We start from the raw sequence: 22,089 nt of genomic DNA on the forward strand, positions 1-22,089 counted from the left end.
CGGTCGGAGGCCCCAGGTTACTGGCCGAGGATCTTCTGCACCGCGGCCGTGGTGATCGGGTGGTAGCCCGGGCGCGCCTTTTCGAACACCTCGGCGGCGAACGCGCGATCCGTACCGGCCAACGCCTGGTACACCGGCAGGATCAGCTTCATCCGGCCGACCTTGGTGAGGAATTCGGCCATTTCCGCGTACGACGCCTCGTAACTGCTCGCCGCGACGATCTGGTACCAACGACGAGCGATCTCCCCGTTCGCCGTACCAGTGAGCCCGAACGCACGGTCGAGCTGACGCAACAGCACCGGACTGAGTACGTCAGGCGCGGCGTCCAGCATCCGCAGCCATTCCTGCGTAGTCCACTGCTCCGCGCCGAGCGGCAACTCACCTGTGGTCAGCCAGCGCGTACGCGCCTCGTCCACGTCCTGGAAGCGGGCCGACACCGCGCGCTCCGCGAACGCCGGAATGCCCGGCTCGTACAGCCACGCGGCCACTTCCGCCTCGGTCACGACACCCGGGTGCGCCGCCAGCAGGTGCTCCCGGAAGTGCTCGACGAAGTTGTCGGTGTTGATGCTGCGGAAGGCGAACTGGTCGAAGTACCCGCGCAGGAACGGGTCGAACACCGCGCGCGTGAACCGCTCCTCCAGCCAGGACAGGAACCACGAGCCCTTCAGCGGACCGGTGCCCGAGCTGCCGTGGTACTCGGACCGGTGGTGCAGGCCGGGCAGCTCGGTCGCCAGCTCGGCCGGAGTCAGCGGGTCGAGCTTCACCACGGTCGCGTGCTGCTTGATCGCCGTTTCCATCGCGGCGAACTCGGTCCCGTACACCGCCTCGACGATCCGGTTCTCGACGTACGACGTGAAGCCCTCGTTCAGCCAGATGTCGTCCCAGCTGTCCTGGGTGACCAGGTTGCCGGACCAGCTGTGCGCGAGTTCGTGCGCGATCACGCTGACCAGCGACTTGTCGCCGATCACCACGGTCGGCGTCGCGAAGGTCATCCGCGGATTCTCCATCCCGCCGTACGGGAAGGACGGCGGCAGCACAAGCAGGTCGTAGCGGCCCCAGCGGTACGGGCCGAACAGTTCCTCGGTGACCCGCATCATCTCTTCGGTGTCAGCGAACTCGGTCGCAGCCTTTCGTACGGTCGCCGGCTCGGCCCACACGCCGGACCGGTCACCGAGCGGCTCGAACACCAGGTCACCCGCGGCGATGGCCAGCAAGTACGACGGGATCGGCTCGGGCATCACCACGTCGTACGAACCCGTACGCCGGGAAGTCGTGCCGTTGTCGGCGCTCATCAGGACCATCAGCTCGGCCGGCGCGGTGACATGCGCGGCGTAGCTGAACCGTACGCTCGGGGTGTCCTGCGTGGGCACCCAGCTGCGCGCGTGGATCGCCTGCGACTGGCTGAACATGAACGGCAGCACGCCACCGGCCGTCATCGACGGCTCCAGCCACTGCAGGCCGGTCGCGGTCGGCGCGGTCCGATAGCTGACCTTCACCCGCGGATGGCTCGCGGTCCGGATCGTGAGCGCGGAACCGAGCTCCTTGTCCGGCACGCCGAGGCTGTACTCGAGCGGCTCCCAACCGCCGGGCGTCTGCCCTTCCACCCCCAGCACGGTCAGGTCGCGGGTGTCCAGGATCAGGCGGTCACCCGCACCGGTCCAGGCCAGGGTATGGGTGGCACTGCCGGACAGTACCTTCGCCTCGAAGTCGAGCCCGAGGTCGAGTTCGAGGTGAGTGGTCCGAACCAGGGCGGGCTCGGCGTAGGAGTGGCGATCGTGCGTCAAGGGATGCTCCCCGAGTGAGGCGTCCGGGGAACAGTACCCACGTCCAGGCCCGATCGGACGGCCATTCTGGGCCACCCGCACCACCGTGCCAAAACCCCGGTTATTTCAGGCGTAGAACACTAGAGACCGGGCGTCCGGGGCTCCTTGCTCTGTCCGGCCGTCCGGTCCTGTGCTGCCGCCGGCGTCGTCCCGGGGCGGCCGATGGCGGCCGGGGAGGCGAGGCCGGTCAGCCCTCTGCCGGCATCCGCGTCTGATCTGGCGGTGGTTGCCTCGTGGAGCAGCGCGCGCACCACCGGGCGTGGGTCGCCCTCCCGGGTTCCGCCCGCCACGGCGAAGGTGACGCCAGGTGTCTGTCCCGGCGTCTGGGACACGACGCCCAGCACCCACTCGTCCGGCGGCAGCCGGTCGGACGACCACGCCTGCTGGGCAAGGTGGTCCATCCCGGCGGGTGCCGGCACCACCGGGTGCACCTCGCCGTCCCACACCGGCCGTACGTCGCGGGTCTGCTGCGGCTCACCAAGTGGCGTGTACCGGAGCACCTCACCGCCTGCCTGTTCGGACGAGTCGGTCCAGACCGCCGCGTAGCGCCACTTCGTCAACGAGTCCTGCCCGGCCGTTCGCTCCCACGCGCTCCGCGGAGTGAACGTCGTGCCATCGGCTGCCACCTCGTCCTGGAGGTAGGCCCGGCCGAGCCCGTTGTCCATCGCGCGCAGGGGGCCTTCGGCGCGTTCGGCGTGCAGCCGCTGGACGAGCGGTAGCGGGTCGCCCGAACGCACCGGCCCGCACGCGGTGAACCGGTGGAACGGAACCTCGCCGGGGTTCTGTGACATCACCGCCAGAACCCAAGTGCCCTCCGGCAGCCGGTCGGACGGCCGTACGTCGGGGTCCGGTCGCGTGTCCGGGTCGAAGATGGTCGCCGGGTCGGGCCTGCTCTGCCCGATCGACCGCAGGTCGCCGTCGAAGCGTGGCACGTTGTCGTGTGAGCGCACGGACGGTCCGACCGGCGTCAGGTTGTACGCACCGGACTCGTCGCGCCACAAGGCGGCGTACGTCCAGCTCCCGTACATGCTCGGCCATGAGGTGCGACTCTCGTAGTACGGCCCAGAGCTTTCGAAAGACGCCTCGGTCATCGTCGTTCCTGTCTTGTCCGGAGAGGTTCGCCCAACGAATATCACCCGTTCGGGTCAGGGCGGCGTTTTGGCAGACTGTGACCATGACCGGTATGCGTGGCCCGGAGCTGGTACTGAAGCGGCGGCCGTTCGGTTCGTGGCTGCTCGGCCCCGCCGACCAGAGCCCGCGGCGGCTCCGGGTGCGGCTGCAGTTGCTGATGACCACCTTCTCGATCGGGACCAACCTGATCGGCGCGCTGGTCGTGTTCGTGCTCGCGGTCTTCGTCCTGCCCGGGCCGTCGCTGATCGACCAGCTCCAGCTCGTCGACGCGATCACCGTCCCGCTGTACTTCCTGGTCGCGATGGCGATCGGCTGCGTATGGAGTACCCGGCTGACCCGCCGCGTCACCCGCTGGATCGACCTGGATCGCCCCGCGACGCGCCAGGAGCAGATCGCCACGCTGCAACTCCCGCTCCGGCTGACGCTGATCGAGGTACTGCTGTGGTTCGTCGCCACCGCGCTTTTCACCGTGATGACCGTGATGCTGCAGCCGGAGAACGCGCTGCGGGTCGCGCTGACGGTGTTCGACGGCATGATCATCACCTGCGCGGTGTCGTACCTGCTGACCGAGTTCGCGCTGCGGCCGGTGGCGGCGCGGGCGCTGGTCGACTCACCACCGCCGCGCCGGCTGCTGGCGGCCGGGCTGAAAGCGCGCACGGTGTTCTTCTGGGCGGTCGGTTCCGGCGTACCGGTGGCTGGGTTGATGCTGGCGGCGGTGCTGTCGCTGATCGAGGGCGACGTCAGTACGACCCGGTTGTCGATCGTGATCCTTGCGCTCGGCCTCGTGGCCCTCGGCAACGGTTGCCTGCTCACCTGGTTGTCGGCGAAGTCGGTGGTCGCGCCGGTGCGGTCGGTGCGGGACGCGCTGACGCTGATCGGCGACGGGCGGCTGGACGTGAGCATTCCGGTCTTCGACGGGACCGAGCTCGGGTCGTTGCAGGCCGGGTTCAACCGGATGGCGGCCGGGCTGCGCGAACGGGAGCGGATTCGGGACGTGTTCGGCCGGTACGTGGGCCCGGGGGTGGTCAAGGAGGCTTTGAGCAGCGACCGGCTCGGGGGCGAGGAGCGGTACGTCGCGGTACTGTTCGTCGATCTGGTCGGGTCGACCGAGCTGGCGTCGAACCGGCCGCCGACCGAGGTGGTGAAGCTGCTCAATCGGTTCTTCGCGATCGTGGTCGACGAGGTGGATCGGAACGGCGGGTTTGTGAACAAGTTCGCTGGGGATGCGGCGCTGGCGATCTTCGGTGCGCCGGCTGAGCTGGCGGATCCGGCGGGGAGCGCGTTGAGCGCGGGGCGGGAGCTGGCGCGGCGGCTGGGTGCGGAGTTGCCCGAGGCAACGGCTGGGCTTGGGGTGACGGCCGGGATCGTGGTGGCTGGGACGGTTGGGGATGTGCGGCGGCATGAGTACACCGTGATCGGGGACCCGGTGAACGAGGCGGCGCGGTTGAGTGAGCTGGCGAAGACGGCGCCGGGGCGGTTGATTGCCTCGATGGCTGCGGTCTCGGAGGCTGGGTCGGCGGAGGCTGGTCAGTGGCGGGAGAGCGAGCTGGTCACGGTACGGGGGCGCTCGGTACCGACGCGCCTGGCGGTGCCTGCTCTTTGAGTTGCGCGGGCTCGTTGGTTTGCGGTGCTGTCTCGTTGATCAGTTGGTGCAGGAGCGCGGCGCCGTACAGCATCGCCTTGGTCTGGCGGTCGTGGGCCGCGCGGCGTTCGGCGATCGCCGTACGCAGAGCATCGGTGCTGCCCGCGCGGCGCAGCCCGTCCAGGACTGGTTTGATCTGCTCGAAGTAGTAGTGGCCCTGCCGGAGCATGTAGATGATCCGCGCGTCACGCACCGCTTCGGGACCGTAGCGGCGGTACTTCGTACCCGGCTCGCGTGACGGTGCGAGCAGGCCGGCCGCCTCCCAGACCCGCAGCGCCGACGTACGCACGCCGAGCCGGTGCGCCAACTCCCCCACCAGCAAGGACGGTCCGGTGATCGGCTGATCATCCACGTACTCGGCCGCCAACGCTGCGAGCGCGTCATTCGCCGCATCGGTCGCCAATCGCTGTTCGTGCAGTGCAGCGTGCGCGGCGTCCACCAACCGGTACGCGAGCGCTTCATCGCCGTTGTGGACAGCGCGCATGATGTCGGTCGAGATCTCCGCGCCAAAACCAGGCGCGAGCGCACGGTAGGTCAGCAACGCCGACAAGTGCTCCGGGCCGTACTGCCGATAGCCCGTGTCCGACCGCGGCGCCGGGGGCAGGATCCCGGCGGCCTCGTAGTTCCGGACCAGCTGGGTCGACACCCCGGCCCGCCGGGCCAGGTCGACCGGCCGCAGTCCCATCGCAGTCAGCGCTTTCGGGGCACTAGCGTCCGCCGGCCACGTCGACGCTGGAGCCCGTCATGTACGACGAGCGGTCCGAGGCCAGGAACGCGATCACCTCGGCGACCTCCTCCGCGCGGCCCGGCCGGCCCAGCGGCGGCGTCGTGCCGATGCGGTCCAGGCGTCCGGGCGCGTGGATCTCGGTTTCGATCAGTCCGGGGCGTACGCCGAGCACGCGGATGCCCTCCTTGGCGACCTCGTTCGCCAGGCCGACCGTGAGCGCGTCGACGGCTGCCTTGCTCGCGGCATAGTCGACGTACTCCCCCGCAGAGCCGAGCACCGCGGCGCGGGACGAGATGTTCACGATCACGCCACCGGCACCGCCGGACGCGGTCGACATCCGGCGCACCGCCGCGCCCGCGACCAGGAACGCGCTGACCGAGTTGATCCGGAACACCTGCTCGAGGCGCGCCGCGTCGTACTCGGCGACCTTGGCGGAGGGCGTAACGATGCCGGCATTGTTGATCACGGCACCGATCGGCCCGAGCTCGGCGGTCACGGTGTCGAAGAGGCGCTCGATCTGGTCCGCCTCGACCACGTCGGCCTGGACCGCGATCGCGCGCCGGCCGAGCTGCTCGCACGCCTTCACGACCTGCGCCGCGTCATCAGCGCGGGTCCGGTAGTTCACTCCGACGTCCCAGCCATCGGCCGCCAGCGCGACCGACGCGGCCGCGCCGATCCCTCGACTGCCGCCGGTGACCAGTACGACCCCACGCCGTTCGTCCGTCATGGGCCCTACTCTGTCATGACAGCCGCTCTGTCAGGACGGTGGCAGGATGAACTGAAGCTGGGTCTCGGAGTCGGTGAACCCGACCGCGCGATAGAGCCGGATGGCGAGATAGTCCGGATCGGCGACCATCACCAGCGTCTTCGCACCGCCTTCGGTCAGGCCGTACGTGGACGCGTGATGGACGAGCGTACTGGCCAGGCCGCGCCCGCGATCCTCCGGCGATGTCTGCACGTTCTGGAACCGGGCCACGCCCGCGCCGTCGAACATCAGCCCGAGCGAACTCTGCAACCGGTCGCCGTCGAACGCACCGAACCACGTCCCGTGCCCGGCTTCGACCAGCGCCCGCTTCGCGGCCAGCTTGCGCCGGCTGAACTCCTTGTACTCCTCGTCGACGGTGAGGTCGGTCGTCGCGAGGGTCTGGTGGTACAGCTGCTCCCAGTCGTCGTCGCTGGTCAGGAAGCGGTACGTCGACTCCGTGTTCGGACGCTTCGGCGGGATCACCCGCTCGGCGGTCATCACCACGTTGCGCTCGACGGTGAACCCGGCCGCGGTCAGCTCGTCCTCGGCCCCGACCACACCGTCCACACTGTCGATGCCGAAGGCAACGTGTTTCGCCTCCGGCAGCTCACGATGGAAGTCGGCCAGCCGCAGCTGGGTGTCGTCGGGCGCGAACGGCGTCCGGTAGAGCAGGAAGTTGCCCCACCAGAAGCCGGGGTTGTCCGGCGTCCGAACCACCACGTACTCGCCGGTGTCGTGGAAGGTGCTGCCACTCAACTCCAGCAGGAACAGGTCGGTCCGGAATCCCAGGCTCTCGAAATGCACCCGTCCATCCTCACGCATCCGTCAACCGACTTCCCGCACCCCAAACCGGTTTGGGGAGCCTAACCGCCCATTCCAGGCGTACAACCTTCCCCGCTCTACGTAGACAGCCGCCCGGCTGGCACTCAGTTGACGAAACCGGCAAGGACACCCGGGGTTGACATGCAGCCGGTCGGCTGCCTATTTTGGATATGCAGCCGACCGGCTGCCTATTGATCGGAGCGGGATGGACGACGAGGTGTTCCGGGCGCTGGCCGACCCCAGCCGGCGGCGGCTGCTGGATCTGCTGAACGGGCGCAACGGGCAGACGTTGCGCGAGCTGTGCGCCGAGCTGGACATGGCCCGGCAGTCGGTCAGCAAGCACCTGGCCGTCCTCGAGGCCGCGAACCTGGTCAGCACGATCCGGCGCGGGCGGGAGAAGTACCACTACCTGAACGCCGAGCCGATCAACGCGATCGCCGATCGCTGGATTCATCAGTACGACCGCCGGCGGATTCAGCTGTTCGCCGACCTCAAGACGGCTTTGGAGGCCGAAACCACCATGACCGATCACCAGGACGACTTCGTCTACACCACGTACATCCGGACCACGCCGGAGCGGCTGTGGCAGGCACTGACCGACCCGAAGTTCACCGAGCAGTACTGGGAGCTGCACCACGAGACCGACTGGAAGCCCGGGTCGGAAATGGTCTGGCATATGAAGGACGTGTCGATGGCCGGTCCAGGGCAGGTCGTGCTCGAACACAACCCGTACACGCGGCTCGCGTACGCCTGGCACCACGTCACGCCGGAGTTCGCCAGTACGGTCGGCCTCGCGGAGGACGTCGCCGCGCAGATCCGGCAGGAACCGCTGTCCAGTGTGGCGTTCGAGCTCGAACCGGTCGACGACCAGGTCAAACTCACCGTCGTCCACACCGGCTTCGAACCCGGCAGCGTCATCCGCCCGATGCTCCAGGAGGGCTGGCCCCGCGTCATCGCCGACCTGAAGTCCTTCCTGGAGACCTCCTGAATCTCACGGACGCTTGTGCAGGATGAGCGGGAGGACGGCCGCGGCGCCCGCTTCGCGGAGTTTGGCGGCGGCTACCGTGACCGGCCACTGGGATGACGTGGCGTCGACCAGCAGCAGTACTGTCCGCGCGGCGACCGACTGCGCAGTCGCATCGTCGACCTGCAGACCGTCCCGCCACACCCGGGCTTCCTCGGCTGATGACAGATCATCGGCAAAGCCGGTGCGGTCGACACTCAGCTCCGCGCGGTCCAGCTTGCCGACCGCGGCGATGTGGTCGGCAACCGTGGACGTCAGCTCGCGGTGACCGCCCGCCGCGAGCGGGACGACGACCTCCGGGCGACTCGACCAGGATGCGCGCCACTTGGACAACGCCGCGACCGCGCCGGACTTCAGCGCTTCAACCGCTTCACCAGCATCGCCGCCACCACCTGCGCCGCCGGCCGGTGCGGCGCTGAAGGCGGCCTGCAGGATCTCTCGCCACTCGGGTGCATCCGCGAACACCACGATCCGGCCGGCTTCAGCCGACAACCCCGGTGGGATCTTCCCGCGGGCACCGAACGTACCCCCGGGCCACATCTTCCGCGGCTCCAGCACGTGGACCTCGCCGCGCAGCAGCCGGGTGATCGTCGCGACCGTCTCCGCGGACGGTTCGGCGACCAGTGGCTCCGGGAGGTGCCCGAGGCAGACCGAGCAACGGCCGCACGGCTCCGCGGACGGATCGTCCAGCGACTCCTGGAGCAGTTGCATCAGGCAACGGTCACCGCGGGTGTACGCGCGCATGATGTCGGCTTCGCGCCGCCGCACCGACACGATCCCGTCGTAGTGCTCCGCGTCGAACGTCCAGTCCGCCCCGGTCCGTACCCAGCCCTTCTCGACCCGATCGACGACACCGTCGACCGCCAGTTGTTTCAGCATCAGCTCGACCCGAGTACGCCGAAGGCCGGTCTCTGCTTCCAATCCAGGCACCGTCGCGGGCGCGTCCGGACCGTAGCTTTCCAGCGCCTGGAGCAGTCGCTGGACGTTCTCCGGCACCGGAATCGTCGCGGTCGCGAAGTAGTCCCACACACCGGAGTCCGCATCCGACGGGAGCAGCGCGACGACCGCGTGGTCGATCCCGCGACCGGCACGACCAACCTGCTGGTAGTACGAAACCGGTGACGGCGGCGACCCGACGTGCACGACGAAACCGAGGTCCGGCTTGTCGTACCCCATGCCCAATGCCGAGGTCGCGATCAGCGCCTTCAGGCGGTTGTCCCGAAGGGCGTCCTCGAGACTCTCCCGCTCCCCCGCATCCAGCTGACCCGTGTACGCCGCCACCGGTACGTCGCGGCCGTACGCCTCTTGAACCACCGCGGCCAACCGTTGCGCATCGGCGACTGTCAGCGTGTAGACGATCCCTGACCCAGGCAGCTTCGGCAGCTCGTCGACGACCCAGGCGAACCGGTCCAGCGGTGACAGCGCGTTCACCACGGCGAGTTGGAGACTCGACCGCGCGAGTGGGCCGCGCAGCACCAGCGTCGACTCCCCCAGTTGCTTCGCCACGTCCTCGGTGACTCGCGAGTTGGCCGTGGCGGTGGTCGCGAGCACCGGCGTCTTCGGGTTCAGCCGCTGCAGCACGTCCGACACCCGGCGGTAGTCCGGCCGGAAGTCGTGCCCCCAGTCCGACACCGCGTGTGCCTCGTCGATCACCAGCAGGCCGATCTGCCCGGAGATCCCGTCCAGTACGCGCCGGCCGAACCCCGGGTTGGCGAGCCGCTCCGGGGACACCAGCAGCACGTCGATCGCGCCCGATCGCAGGTCGTGCTCGATGCTCGACCACTCGTCGATGTTGTTCGAGTTCAGCGTCGCGGCGCGCAGCCCGGCCCGGCTCGCGGCCGCGACCTGGTCACGCATCAGCGACAGCAGCGGCGACACGACCAGGGTCGGCCCGAACCCTTCCGATCGCCGGATCGCGGTGGCCGCCCAGTACACAGCCGACTTGCCCCAGCCGGTCGCTTGCACGACCAGCACCCGCGCCGCCGCCTCGCACAGCGCCGCGACGGCGGTCTCCTGATCCGCGCGCAGCTGGGCGCCGTCACCCGCGATCGCGCGGATCACGTCCCCGGCAACCTTCGCCCGGGCCTCGGTCAGAGCAAGCGATCCATCAGTCATGCCGAAGACCCTAGACGCCCGCACCCCCAGTTCGCTGGCCGCCGCCGTTCACCTGTGGATAACCTCAGGCGCACTTGCCCGGATGGCAGGGTTCGCCGGCCGGGTCGACGAGTCGCCGCGGACCCGGTCCGGTCGCCGCCAGCGTGTCGTACGGGTTCGCGAGCGCGCACCGGTCCAGCGAGAGGCAACCGCAACCGACGCAGTCCTTGAAGTCGTCGCGAAGCTGTTCGAGATGCACGATCCGGCGGTCCAGCTCGGCCTGCCAGCACTCCGAGATCCGCTCCCAGTCGGCCCGCGTCGGCGTCCGGTTCTCCGGCAGCAGTTTCAGGATCGCGGCCACCTCGGCGAGCGGGATGCCGACCCGCTGCGCGATCCGCACCAGCGCCACCCGCCGCAGCGTGTCCCGCTTGTACCGGCGCTGATTGCCCGACGTCCGGCGGCTGAGGATCAGACCCTGACGCTCGTAGAAGTGCAACGCCGAGATCGCCACGCCACTACGCTGCGACAACTGCCCGACCGTCAGTTCACCAGGCTCGATATCCATGGTCCGTCCCTCCAACCTCAACCTAGATCGAGGCTATCCGAAGGGATCAGACGGGCACGACTCGGCGTCCGATGCTTGCGGACATGAGGGCGGCCGCGGCGCACAGGCCGCCGGCCAAGTACCAGGCGAGGTTGTAGCTGCCTTGCGCGTCGCGGATCGCGCCGGCGCCGGTCGCGGCCAGTGCGGCGCCGACCTGGTGTGACGCGAACACCCAGCCGAAGACGATCGGACCTTCCTGCCCGAACCACTCCCGGCACAGTGCGACCGTCGGCGGTACGGTCGCGACCCAGTCCAGCCCGTAGAAGATGATGAACACCCAGGTACTAGGTGCAGCCGTCGGTCCCAGCAGCGATGGCAGGACGAGCAGCGACAGGCCGCGCAGTGAGTAGTACGCGATCAGCAGGTACCGCGGGTCCCACCGGTCGGTCAGATAGCCCGAGAAGATCGTTCCGCCGACGTCGAAGATGCCGACCAGTGCCAGCAGTGATGCAGCGGTTGTCGCGGGCATGCCGTGGTCGTGCGCGGCCGTGACGAAGTGCGTACCGACCAGGCCGTTCGTGGACGCGCCACAGATCGCGAAACCACCAGCCAGCATCCAGAACGCCGGGCGGCGCGATGCGGTACGCAGTGCGTTCAGAGCGCGCAGTGCACTGCTGCCGGATGGTTTGACCCGCTGACCGGCTGTATTACCTTCCGGCGCGCCGTACGCCCGCAGCCCGACGTCACTCGGGTAGTCCCGAAGGAACAGCAACACCAGCGGTACGACAGCCAGCGCGGCACCGGCTGCCACAAGCGCAGGCACGCGCCAGCCGTACCGCGAAGCCAATGCGGCGATCAGCGGCAGGAAGATCAGCTGCCCAGTCGCACCGGCCGCAGTCAGTACGCCCGTGACCAGACCACGGCGGTGTACGAACCACCGACCGGTGATCGTTGCCACGAAGGTCATCGACATCGACCCGGTACCGACACCGACCAGCAGGCCCCAGCACAGCAACAACTGCCACGACGCGGTCATGAAGACCGTCAGGCCACTGCCCAGTGCGATCAGGACCAGTGCGCCGCTGACCACCTTGCGCAGTCCCAGCTGGTCCATCAGCGCTGCCGCGAAGGGCGAGATCCCGCCGTACAGCAACAGGTTGATCGACACCGCCGCGGAGATTGTCGCGTGCGACCAGCCGAACTCCTCGTGCAGCGGATCCAGCAGTACGCCGGGCACCGAACGGAACCCGGCCGCACCGATCAGCGTCACGAACCCGACCGCCGCGACCGCCCAGGCCAAGTGCACCCGGCGTGTCTTTCGTACCTCCACAGTCTGCGTCACCAGGACAGAATGCCGGTTCGATCATCATCAAACTAGTGGCCAGAAGGACACCATGTGTCAAGATATGGCCATGGGTACTCCTCGCCCCCACATCGTCGCCATCCTCGCCATCGAGCCGGTGGTCGGCTTCGACCTGACCATCCCGCCGACCGTGCTCGGCGCGGCCACCACCGCCGACGGGACCAAGCTGTACGACACCCGCGTCTGCGGGCTCGGCGGCCCGGTCAAGGCGGGGGCCGGGTTCACGATGATCCCCGACTACGGGCCGGAGGCACTCGCCGAAGCGGACACCGTGATCATCCCCGGCACGTACATCGCGCAGCCGCGGCACGAAGGCACGCTGCCCGACGATCTGGCCGCCGCGCTCGCCACGATCCGCCCGGGGACGCGGATCGCGTCGATCTGCACGGGCGCGTTCATCCTCGGCGCCGCCGGGTACCTCGACGGCCGCCCGGCCACCACGCACTGGGCGCGCGCCGAGTTGTTCCGCGCGGTCTACCCGGACGTGAAGCTCGACGAGGACCGGCTGTTCATCGACGACGGCGACATCCTGACGTCGGCCGGGCTGGCGGCCGGGGTCGACCTCTGCCTGCACCTGATCCGCCGCGACTTCGGCAGCGAAGTCGCGAACCGCGCCGCCCGGCACTGCGTCGTGGCGCCCTGGCGCGACGGTGGCCAATCACAGTTCATCGAGCGCGCGGTCCCGGACGAGGGCAGTGAAGGTACGGCGCCGACGCGGGCGTGGATTTTGCAGCAGCTGTCGCGGGACATCAGCCTGCCCGCGATGGCCGCCCACTCGCGGATGAGTGTCCGTACCTTCAGCCGCCGCTTCAAGGCCGAAACCGGCCAATCCCCCGGCACCTGGCTGCTGCAGCAGCGCGTGCGGCACGCCTGCCACCTGCTGGAGACGACCGCCTTGTCCGTCGAACGGGTCGCCGAGGAGGCCGGCCTGGGTACGGCGGCCTCCCTGCGGCACCACCTGCGGTCCGGGCTCGGCGTCTCGCCACTCGCCTACCGCAAGACGTTCCGCGCCGGCTGACTCAGACCTGGACGAGGTCGTGCGGCTGGTTGTTCATCGACTCGCCGCCGTCCGCGGTGACCACGACGATGTCCTCGATCCGCGCACCCCAGCGCCCCGGCTGGTAGATGCCCGGCTCGACGCTGAACGCCATCCCCGCTTCCAGCGGCAAGCTGTTCCCGGCCACGATGTACGGCTCCTCATGCACGTCCAGGCCGATCCCATGCCCGGTCCGATGAATGAAGAAGTCACCGAACCCGGCCGCCGCGATCACGTCCCGCGCCGCGGCGTCGATCGACTCGGCCGTCGCTCCGGGGCGTACGGCGTGCACCGCGGCCTGCTGCGCTTCCCGCAACACCGCGTACGTTTCGGCCACGTCGGCGTCCCGCGGCGCACCCACCGAGTACGTCCGGGTCGAATCGGAGTTGTAGCCCTCGGCAACCGGACCGCCGATGTCGACGACCACCACGTCGCCCGCCTCGATCACCCGGTCGGACAGCGCGTGATGCGGACTCGCGCCGTTCGGGCCGCTCGCGACAATCACGAAGTCCGCCACGGTGTGGCCTTCGGCAACGATCGCGGCCTCGATGTCGGCGCCGACCTCGGCCTCGGTCCGGCCCGGCCGCAACCACTCGCCGACCCGAGCGTGGACGCGGTCGATCGCGGCGCCCGCCTTCCGCAGCGCGTCGATCTCGGCGGCGTCCTTGCGCATCCGCAACTCGCGCACGATCGGTCCGGCCAGGACCTGCTCGGCCTTCGGCAGGGCGTCGCGGAAACCGAACACATGCAGCGCGGGGGTGAAATCGCTGACCGCGACTCGCTCGACCGACCCCAGGCGCTTCGCCGCCAGCTCATACGGGTCGACGCCGTCCACCCAGGTGACGACCTCGACTCCCAGGTCGTCCAGCGGCAGGTCGGCGTACCCGGGCGCTTCGAGCTTGGGGACGATCAGGGCCGCTGCACCGTCGGCTGGGATCACCAGCGCGGTGAGCCGCTCGAACGAGCCGCCTGCCTGACCGAGGAAGTAGCGCAGGTCCGATCCGGGCGCGATCACCAGGCCGGTACCGGCGGCGGCCGCACGGGCACGGTCCAAGCGAGCGCCCAGAACAGTGGAATCAGGAACAGGAGGAAGTGCTGAGCGTCGGGCCATGGTGTGACTCTATGGAATTGCCGGACCGGCTTGCACCTCCCGCAGGAGGCTACCTGCGGGTAATGTCGGGTTCATGGTGACTGGGAAGCGTCCGCTCGGGTGGGGGTTGCTGGTTGCGTTGACCAATGGGCGGGCTCGGGTTTCCGACGAGCGGCTGGCAGCGGCCGTACGCGGGAAGGTCGTGCTCGTCACCGGCTCGTCGTACGGGATCGGTGAAGCTACCGCGCGCCGGCTCGCGGGTGCCGGTGCGACGGTGCTGCTCGTTGCGCGGACCGAAGACCAGTTGCAGGTCGTCGCGGACGAGATCCGGTCCGGCGGCGGCGCGGCGTACGTGTACCCGGCGAACCTCGCCGACCCGGCCGCCGTCGAAGAGCTGGTGCGGACCGTACTCGCGGAGCATGAGCACGTCGACATCCTGGTCAGCAACGCCGGGAAGTCGATCCGGCGGTCGATCGCAGACACGTACCAGCGGTTCCACGATCTCGAGCGGACCAACGCGATCAACTACCTCGGTCCGGCGAAGCTCGTACTCGAGTTGTTGCCGTCGATGTGTGAGCGTGGATCCGGTCATATCGTCAACGTGTCGACAGCCGGGGTGCGTACGCCGCCGATGGCGCGCTGGTCCGCGTACTTGGCGTCGAAGAGTGCGTTCGATGTGTGGCTGCGATGTGTGGCGCAGGAGGTTCGGGGCGCCGGCGTGACGACGTCGACTGTGTACATGGGGTTGGTGCACACCCGGATGAGTGAGCCGACGCCGTTGCTGAACAAGCTGCCCGGGTTGACGGCGGAACAGGCAGCCGACCAGGTGTGTACGGCGGTGGCGGAGCGGCCGCACAACCTCACGCCACCGTTCGTCCGGCCGGCCGATGCCGTCGGCAACTTGTTGCGGGTGCCGACGGACCGGATGTTCGAGCAGTACTTCCGCCGAACGGGAGGCGGGAAGAAACGATGAGCCCACTCCGGCCGGACGGTCCCCTCCGGCAGATTGTTCCGGTGCGGCCGATTCGGCCGCCGGAGTGGTTACTGCGGGGCGCGGCTGAGGTTGGTGAGTTGTCGGTCGCGCTGATCCGGTCGGGCGTGTGGCGGTCGGCCGGGCCTGGACAGCTGGTGCGGATCGAGCGGGCGCTGCGCACGTACGGCCAGTCGATGGCCACCCTCGGCGCCGTCGCCGCGATTCGCTACCCCCACCGCCCTGCCGTCATCTCGGGGTCCGATCAGCTCACGTACGCCGAACTGGACCATCGCTGCGAACGAATCGCCGCCGCCCTGCACGCCCAGTACGCCATCGGCCCCGACAGCAAAGTAGCCATCCTCTGCCGCAACCACCGCGGGTTCCTGGAAGCCACCCTCGCCGGTTCCCGCCTGGGCGCCGACGTCCTGTTCGTCAACACCGAACTCTCCGAACTACAACTCCACAAAACCCTCCAGCACCACCAACCCAGCCTCCTGATCCACGACCCCGAGTTCACCCCACCCCCAGACATCCCCTCAGTCACCAGTGATCTACAGGAACTTGCGCGTTCGTCGGCTCCACCGGCGCCGGCGCCGGGGCGGGTTGGGCGGATCACGCTGCTGACTTCGGGGACTACGGGGGTGCCGAAGGGGGCGCCGCGGGCGACTACCGCGCTCGGGTTGGCTGGGTTGACCGGGAGCGCGTTGCAGCGGTTCGGGTTGCGGACGGGTGAGCCGACGGTGATCTGCCCACCGCTCTTCCACGGGCTCGGGCTGCTCACCTCGATGCTCGCCTTGTTCCTCGGCTCACCGCTAGTGCTCCGGCCGCGTTTCGACGCCGCGACCCTGCTCTCCGACATCCAGGCGACCCGAGCCGGCGCGGTGGTCGCCGTACCGGTCATGCTCCGGCGCCTGCTCGATCTCGGCCCGTCCGCCACCGCCGAGTACGACCTCCGATCCCTGCGCGCCGTCATCTCCGGCGCCTCCCGCCTGGACGTACCGCTCGCCGCCGACTTCATCGACCGCTTCGGGCCGCTCCTCTGCGACGCGTACGGTTCGAGCGAGATCGGCATCGCCACGATCGCCACCTCCGCGGACCTGATCGCCGCGCCAGGCACCGTCGGCCGCCCGTGCCTCGGCAGCTCGATCCGCATCCTCGACGACCAGGACCGGCAGGTACCCCCAGGCACCACCGGACGGATCTTCGCCGGCGGCGGACTCGTCTTCGGCGGCTACTCCGACGGCACCTCCAAGACCACGGTCGACGGCCGGATGAGTACCGGCGACCTCGGCCACCTCGACAAGGCCGGAAGACTGTTCATCGACGGCCGCGAGGACGACATGATCGTTTCCGGCGGCGAGAACGTGTACCCGGTCGAGGTCGAACATTGCCTCGCGACGCATCCAGCCGTCGCGGAGGCGGTCGTCGTCGGCGTACCGGACGATGAGTTCGGCCAGCGCCTGGTCGCGTACGTCGTACTGCACGAACCGGTCTCGGAAGCCGACCTGATCGCGTACGCGAAGGCGAACCTCGCGCGCTATCAGACCCCGCGCCGCGTGGTGATCGTCGACGACTTCCCACGGAACGCGACCGGCAAGGTGCTGCGCGGCCGACTCACCCCGCCGTCCGATCAATGAACGTGCCCGCATGGGAGAGTGGCCCCGTGAAGATCCTGGTCGGTTATGTGCCAACTCCCGAAGGCGAGGCCGCGCTGGCCGCGGCCGCCACCGAGGCGGAACTGCGCGGGGCCTCGGTGCTGCTGCTGAACACCAGCCGTGGTGACGCCTACATCGACGCCCGCTACGCCAACGCCGACGAGCTCGCCGCCGCCGAGGCCGCGCTGCGCGCCAAGGGCGTCGAGGTCATCATTCAGCAGGCCCTCTCCGACGGTGACGTGGCCGGCGCGCTGCTGAAGGCGGCCGCCGCGGACGACGTCGGCCTGATCGTCCTCGGCCTGCGCCGCCGCAGCCCGGTCGGCAAACTCATCCTCGGCAGCACCGCCCAGCGCGTCCTGCTCGAGTCCCCGGTCCCGGTCCTCGCCGTCAAGGTCGCCTCCCCACACGACTGACCGCGGATAACCAGATGAGCGGGCAGCCACCGCCCCCGTAAACTGGTCCAGTTATGCCTGATGCCCGGACCGAGCCGTCCCAAGTCCCCACCGAAAAGCCAGTGAACCGCCGGCGCCGCCGCGGCGGGAAGGGCCGCATCTCCCCCGCCGCGCCGACTGGTGGGCTCGGGGAGCTGGTGGCTCGGCTGGACGGGTTGACCGCCTACGACCGGGTGCAGTTGGGGAAGCGGCTCGAGCGGGTCCGCGGCATCCACGAGGCCGGGAAGCGTGAGCAGGCGCTGCAGGGACTCATCGGCGCGGTCGAGCAGGCCGAGCAACGCGTCGAGCTGCGCCGGGCGGCCGTTCCGGAGATCACGTACCCGGAAGAGCTTCCGGTCAGCCAGCTGAAGGACGAGATCGCCGCCGCGATCCGCGATCATCAGGTCGTCGTCGTCGCGGGCGAGACCGGCTCCGGCAAGACCACCCAGATCCCGAAGATCTGCCTCGAGCTCGGCCGCGGCATCCACGGGATGATCGGCCACACCCAGCCCCGCCGCCTGGCCGCGCGCACGGTCGCGGAGCGCATCGCGGAGGAACTCGGATCCGAGCTCGGCGAGACGATCGGTTTCGCGGTCCGGTTCACCGACAAGGTCAGTGAGCGCTCGCTGGTCAAGCTGATGACCGACGGCATCCTGCTGAACGAACTGCAGCGCGACCGTGACCTGACCCGGTACGACACGCTCATCATCGACGAGGCGCACGAGCGCAGCCTGAACATCGACTTCATCCTCGGGTACCTCAAACGCCTGCTCCCCCGGCGTCCCGACCTCAAGGTGATCATCACTTCGGCGACGATCGACCCGGAGCGGTTCGCCACCCACTTCGCCGCTGCCGACGGCACCCCGGCGCCGATCGTCGAGGTCTCCGGCCGGACGTACCCGGTCGAGGTCCGGTACCGCCCGGTCAACGATCCCGACGATCCGGCCACCATCGACCGCGACCAGACCCAGGCGATCCTGGACGCGGTCGAGGAGCTCGAGTACGAGGCCGACGGCGACGTACTGGTCTTCCTCAGCGGCGAACGCGAGATCCGCGACACCGCCGACGCGCTGAACGACAAGTACGCCTCCCAGCGCGGCCGGCCCGGCGCCGTCGAGGTACTCCCCTTGTACGCGCGGCTGTCCAACGCCGAGCAGCATCGCGTCTTCCAAGCACATTCGAACCGCCGGATCGTACTCGCCACGAACGTCGCCGAGACCTCGCTGACAGTGCCCGGGATCAAGTACGTGATCGATCCCGGTACGGCGCGGATCTCCCGCTACAGCCACCGTACGAAGGTCCAGCATCTTCCGATCGAGCCGGTATCGCAGGCCAGCGCGAACCAGCGCAAGGGCCGCAGCGGCCGGACCAGCGACGGCATCTGCATCCGGCTGTACTCCGAGGAGCACTTCGAGAGCCGCCCCGAGTTCACCGACCCGGAGATCCTGCGGACGAACCTCGCGTCCGTGATCCTGCAGATGACCGCGATCGGGCTCGGCAACATCGCCGCGTTCCCGTTCATCGACGAACCGGACAAGCGCAGCATCACCGACGGCCTGCAGTTGCTCACCGAGCTGGGCGCGATCGAGTCCCCGAAGGGCGGGCGGCTGACACCGATCGGGCGGCAGCTCGCGCAGATCCCGCTCGATCCGCGGCTGGCCCGGATGATCGTCGAGGCCGACAAGCACTCGTGCGTCCGCGAGGTGATGGTGATCGCGGCCGCGCTGTCCATCCAGGACCCGCGGGAACGGCCGACCGACGCCGAGGCGCAGGCCCAGCAGGCGCATGCCCGGTTCCGCGATCCGAACAGCGACTTCCTCGGGTACCTGAACCTCTGGAGCTACCTGAAGAAGCAGCAGAAGGAGCTGTCCGGCAACCAGTTCCGCCGGATGTGCCGCAGTGAGTACCTGAACTATCTCCGCGTCCGCGAGTGGCAGGACATCTTCGCGCAGCTCCGACAGGTCGCGTCGCAGATCGGTGTCACGCTCAACTCCGGCGCGCCGGCCGACCCGCAGAGCGTACACATCTCGCTGATGTCCGGGCTGCTGTCGCATCTCGGGCTGAAAGACCCGGCGAACCAGCACCAGTACATCGGCGCGCGCGGCACCAAGTTCGCGATCTTCCCCGGGTCGGGGTTGTTCAAGAAGCCGCCGCAGTTCGTGATGGCCGCCGAACTGGTCGAGACGTCCAAACTGTGGGCGCGGGTGAACGCGAAGATCGAGCCCGAGTGGGCCGAGGACCTCGCACCACACCTGATCAAACGGTCGTACTCGGAGCCGCACTGGGAACGCAAAGCCGGTGCCGTGATGGCGTACGAGAAGGTCACCCTGTACGGCGTGCCGATCGTCGCGCGCCGGAAGGTGAACTACGGCAAGGTCGATCCGGAGGTGTCGCGGGAGCTGTTCATCCGGCACGCACTGGTCGAGGGCGACTGGGACACGCACCACAAGTTCTTCCACGAGAACCGGAAGCTGATCGAGGAAGTCGAAGAGCTCGAGGAGCGTACGCGGCGTCGCGACCTGCTTGTCGACGACGAGACGCTCTTTGCGTTCTACGACGAGCGGATCGGCTCCGAGGTAGTTACCGGTCGGCACTTCGACACCTGGTGGAAGACTGCCCGGCAGCGCGACGCCGATCTGCTCGACTTCGAACGGTCGCTGGTCGTGCGTGAGGGTGCGGAGGTGAAGGAGGACGAGTTCCCGCTGCATTGGACGCGGAACGGGATGACGTTCGACCTCACGTACGCGTTCGAGCCGGGCACGGACGCCGACGGGGTGACCGTACACATCCCGTTGCTCGTCCTGAACCAGGTCACCGCGGACGGGTTCGAGTGGAGCGTGCCGGGGTTCCGCGAGGAGCTCGTCACGACGCTGATCAAGTCGTTGCCGAAGGCCGTGCGGCGCAACATCGTGCCGGCGCCGGATCACGCGCGACAGATTCTTCCCGAGCTGGACCCGGCGTCCGGTGCGCTCACCGATGCGATGGCGCGGGCGTTGCGGGAGCTGCGCGGCGTCGTGATCGAGCCGGAGGACTGGGACTGGAGCCGGGTGCCGGAGCATCTGCGGATGACGTTCCGGGTCGAGGACGACAAGGGCAAGACGGTTGCTGAGAGCAAGGACCTCGCCCGGCTGAAGGAGAAGCTGAAGCCGAAGACGACGGCCGCGATCTCGCAGGTGGCGTCGAAGGCGGTCAGTGGGCTGGAGAAGTCGGGGCTGACCGACTGGACCTTCGGCGATCTGCCGCGGAGCTTCTCCGAACATCGGAACGGTTTGACGGTGGCCGGGTACCCGGCGCTGGTCGACGAGGGCAAGACCGTGGCGATCCGGTTGCAGGAGACCGAGCGCGATCAGGCGGCCGCGATGTGGACCGGTACGCGCCGGCTGTTGCTGTTGACGATGCCTTCGGTGATCGACGTCGTGCAGCGACAGCTCAGCAGTGCGCAGAAGCTGACCTTGCTGGCGGGGCCGCATCGTAACGTCGGTGAACTGCTCGACGACGCGATCGGGGCGGCGGTCGATCAGTTGATGGCGGGCGCGGGCGGTCCGGCGTGGAATCTCACCGCGTTCTCGATCCTGCGCGACGCCGTACGCTCCGAACTCGCCGACACGGTGCTGACGATCCTGCAGCAAGTTGAGCAGGTGCTCGGGTATGCGCGGACTGTGGACAAGCAGATCTCGCGTGCTTCGAGTCCGGCGTTGCTGGCTGCGTTGTCCGACGTACGCGGTCAGCTTGAAGGGCTCGTGCATCCGGGGTTCATCACGGAGACGGGGGCGAAGCGGCTTCCGGATCTGGTGCGGTACTTGCGCGGGATGGAGCAGCGGCTGGACAAGCTCGGGGCGAACGCGGCGCGGGATCGGTCCGGGATGGCTGTTGTGGACATGCTGACTGACGAGTACCGGAAGCGGCTGCGGGCGGTTCCGACTGGGAAGTACCCGAGTCCGGCGCTGCTCGAGGTGCGGTGGATGCTGGAAGAACTGCGGATCAGCTTGTTCGCGCAGACGCTCGGGACGCCGTACCCGATCTCGGAGAAGCGGATCCGGAAGGCTCTCGCGGACAGCTAGGACAGTTTCTGTCCGGACGTCGTTCTACGGTGAAGGGATGACGACGCTCGCGCAGAATCTTCTGGATCTGTCGGACTTCGCTTGGCAGCGGTTGCGGCTGCGGGTGGAGGGGTTGACGGACGAGGAGTACTTCTGGGAGCCGTTCGACGGGTGTTGGAGTGTGCGGGAGACGTCTGACGGGTTCAGCGCCGACAGCTCACGTCTTCCGCCGGCGCCGGCGCCGTTCACGACGTTGGCTTGGCGGATCACGCATCTGATCGACGTACTGCAGGCTGAGCGGACGGCTACCTGGTTCGGTCATCCGGCGACGTCGGAGCCGCCGTCGGTGCCCGGGTCGGCTGGTGCGGCGCTTGAGGCGCTCGATCGGGCGTACGAGGTCTGGCGCGGACGGCTCGCGGCGCTCAGCCAGGAGGATCTGGATCGGCCGATGGGGGCGATCGCCGGACCGTACGCTGAAGATGACGGGACGTCGTTCGCGCTGCACATCTTGGATGAGTTGATTCATCATGGCGCCGAGGTTGGTACTGTCCGCGACTTCTATCAGGGGGCGCGGGGTGAGGATCCGTTTCCGGCCGCGTTGCGTGGGGAGCTCACGGCGGCCGACCGACCGGCCCTACTCGCCGAGGCCGCGACGGCGCAGCGGTGGGAGGTCGTGCGGCGGCTGGCCGAGCTGGGCTTCGGGGTGAACGAACGCGCCGCGGGCGGCGTGACCGCGGCGCATGTGGCCGCCGGCACAGGGTCAGTCGACGAACTGCGATTCCTGGTCGAGCGGGGCGCGGACCTGACCATCAAGGACACCCAGTTCAACGCCGACGCACCCGCCTGGGCAACCTTCTTCCACCAACCCGAAACTGCCCAGTACCTCAAGGCGGATTCACGCGGTGGTTGCAACACCGGGTGGATTTGCTTGGTTGGACAGTAGCTTGTC

The 22,089-nt window shown here is 68.7% G+C and carries 17 protein-coding genes; 8 read left to right on the forward strand and 9 right to left on the reverse strand.

From position 1 onward, the window contains the following. Positions 1-17 precede the first annotated feature (17 nt). Positions 18-1,784: a M1 family metallopeptidase gene (locus ABD260_RS12230; RefSeq protein ID WP_344233555.1), complete on the reverse strand. Its 1,767-nt coding sequence runs from the start codon at positions 1,782-1,784 to the stop codon at positions 18-20. 119 nt (positions 1,785-1,903) lie between these two features. After that, positions 1,904-2,914 carry a hypothetical protein gene (locus ABD260_RS12235; protein WP_344233556.1) on the reverse strand — a complete coding sequence of 337 codons (1,011 nt, stop codon included), beginning with the start codon at positions 2,912-2,914 and terminating at the stop codon, positions 1,904-1,906. Positions 2,915-2,997: 83 nt separating this feature from the next. Between ABD260_RS12235 and ABD260_RS12240 the strand changes: the two genes are divergently transcribed. Further along, complete coding sequence (locus tag ABD260_RS12240; RefSeq protein WP_344233557.1) at positions 2,998-4,557, forward strand: adenylate/guanylate cyclase domain-containing protein; 1,560 nt, start codon at positions 2,998-3,000, stop codon at positions 4,555-4,557. On the opposite strand, the gene ABD260_RS12245 is transcribed toward ABD260_RS12240, so the two are convergent. From ABD260_RS12245 to ABD260_RS12255, 3 genes are read right to left on the reverse strand one after another with little or no spacing between them, the layout of a single operon-like run. Then, positions 4,505-5,281: a TioE family transcriptional regulator gene (locus ABD260_RS12245; protein ID WP_344233558.1), complete on the reverse strand. Its 777-nt coding sequence runs from the start codon at positions 5,279-5,281 to the stop codon at positions 4,505-4,507. The two genes, ABD260_RS12240 and ABD260_RS12245, sit on opposite strands and share 53 nt — an antisense overlap. Positions 5,282-5,303: 22 nt before the next feature. After that, positions 5,304-6,050, reverse strand: coding sequence for an SDR family oxidoreductase (locus ABD260_RS12250; RefSeq protein WP_344233559.1), 747 nt, complete (start codon positions 6,048-6,050; stop codon positions 5,304-5,306). A 30-nt stretch (positions 6,051-6,080) separates the two neighbouring features. After that, on the reverse strand, positions 6,081-6,890 hold the full coding sequence (locus ABD260_RS12255) for a GNAT family N-acetyltransferase (protein ID WP_344233560.1): 810 nt from the start codon (positions 6,888-6,890) through the stop codon (positions 6,081-6,083). 205 nt (positions 6,891-7,095) lie between these two features. Between ABD260_RS12255 and ABD260_RS12260 the strand changes: the two genes are divergently transcribed. Further along, positions 7,096-7,878 (forward strand): ArsR/SmtB family transcription factor, encoded by a 783-nt coding sequence (locus ABD260_RS12260; protein WP_344233561.1) that lies wholly within the window; start codon positions 7,096-7,098, stop codon positions 7,876-7,878. Between the two features lie 3 nt (positions 7,879-7,881). Here the strand turns inward: ABD260_RS12260 and ABD260_RS12265 are convergent, their stop codons facing one another. The 3 genes from ABD260_RS12265 to ABD260_RS12275 all read right to left on the reverse strand — a co-directional run bounded on the left by ABD260_RS12265 (position 7,882) and on the right by ABD260_RS12275 (position 11,894). Beyond that, entirely contained in the window at positions 7,882-10,029 is a 2,148-nt protein-coding gene (locus ABD260_RS12265) for a RecQ family ATP-dependent DNA helicase (RefSeq protein ID WP_344233562.1), read from the reverse strand. A 64-nt stretch (positions 10,030-10,093) separates the two neighbouring features. Continuing rightward, entirely contained in the window at positions 10,094-10,573 is a 480-nt protein-coding gene (gene soxR, locus ABD260_RS12270) for a redox-sensitive transcriptional activator SoxR (protein ID WP_344233563.1), read from the reverse strand. A 46-nt stretch (positions 10,574-10,619) separates the two neighbouring features. Next, the gene (locus ABD260_RS12275) at positions 10,620-11,894 is read right to left on the reverse strand and encodes an MFS transporter (RefSeq protein WP_344233564.1); all 1,275 of its coding nucleotides are present in this window, start codon (positions 11,892-11,894) and stop codon (positions 10,620-10,622) included. A 70-nt stretch (positions 11,895-11,964) separates the two neighbouring features. Here ABD260_RS12275 and ABD260_RS12280 point away from each other — a divergent pair, with 70 nt between their 5' ends. Continuing rightward, positions 11,965-12,933: a GlxA family transcriptional regulator gene (locus tag ABD260_RS12280; RefSeq protein ID WP_344233566.1), complete on the forward strand. Its 969-nt coding sequence runs from the start codon at positions 11,965-11,967 to the stop codon at positions 12,931-12,933. 1 nt (position 12,934) lies between these two features. Here the strand turns inward: ABD260_RS12280 and ABD260_RS12285 are convergent, their stop codons facing one another. Continuing rightward, positions 12,935-14,005, reverse strand: coding sequence for a M24 family metallopeptidase (locus ABD260_RS12285; RefSeq protein ID WP_344233567.1), 1,071 nt, complete (start codon positions 14,003-14,005; stop codon positions 12,935-12,937). Between the two features lie 130 nt (positions 14,006-14,135). On the opposite strand from ABD260_RS12285, the gene ABD260_RS12290 reads away from it, so the two are divergent. Genes ABD260_RS12290 through ABD260_RS12310 form a run of 5 tightly spaced genes read left to right on the forward strand, consistent with a single transcriptional unit; the run spans position 14,136 to position 22,083 of the window. Beyond that, positions 14,136-15,014, forward strand: coding sequence for an SDR family NAD(P)-dependent oxidoreductase (locus ABD260_RS12290; RefSeq protein WP_344233568.1), 879 nt, complete (start codon positions 14,136-14,138; stop codon positions 15,012-15,014). Then, complete coding sequence (locus tag ABD260_RS12295; protein WP_344233569.1) at positions 15,011-16,651, forward strand: AMP-binding protein; 1,641 nt, start codon at positions 15,011-15,013, stop codon at positions 16,649-16,651. Before ABD260_RS12290 ends, ABD260_RS12295 begins: the two co-directional genes overlap by 4 nt. Before the next feature lie 26 nt (positions 16,652-16,677). Beyond that, positions 16,678-17,082: a universal stress protein gene (locus tag ABD260_RS12300; RefSeq protein WP_344233570.1), complete on the forward strand. Its 405-nt coding sequence runs from the start codon at positions 16,678-16,680 to the stop codon at positions 17,080-17,082. A 53-nt stretch (positions 17,083-17,135) separates the two neighbouring features. Continuing rightward, positions 17,136-21,161, forward strand: a complete 4,026-nt coding sequence (gene hrpA, locus ABD260_RS12305; RefSeq protein ID WP_344233571.1) for an ATP-dependent RNA helicase HrpA — start codon at positions 17,136-17,138, stop codon at positions 21,159-21,161. A 37-nt stretch (positions 21,162-21,198) separates the two neighbouring features. Further along, on the forward strand, positions 21,199-22,083 hold the full coding sequence (locus ABD260_RS12310) for a DinB family protein (RefSeq protein ID WP_344233572.1): 885 nt from the start codon (positions 21,199-21,201) through the stop codon (positions 22,081-22,083). Positions 22,084-22,089 lie beyond the last annotated feature (6 nt).

The sequence above is a fragment of the Kribbella hippodromi genome (assembly GCF_039531045.1).
GTDB lineage: Bacteria > Actinomycetota > Actinomycetes > Propionibacteriales > Kribbellaceae > Kribbella > Kribbella hippodromi.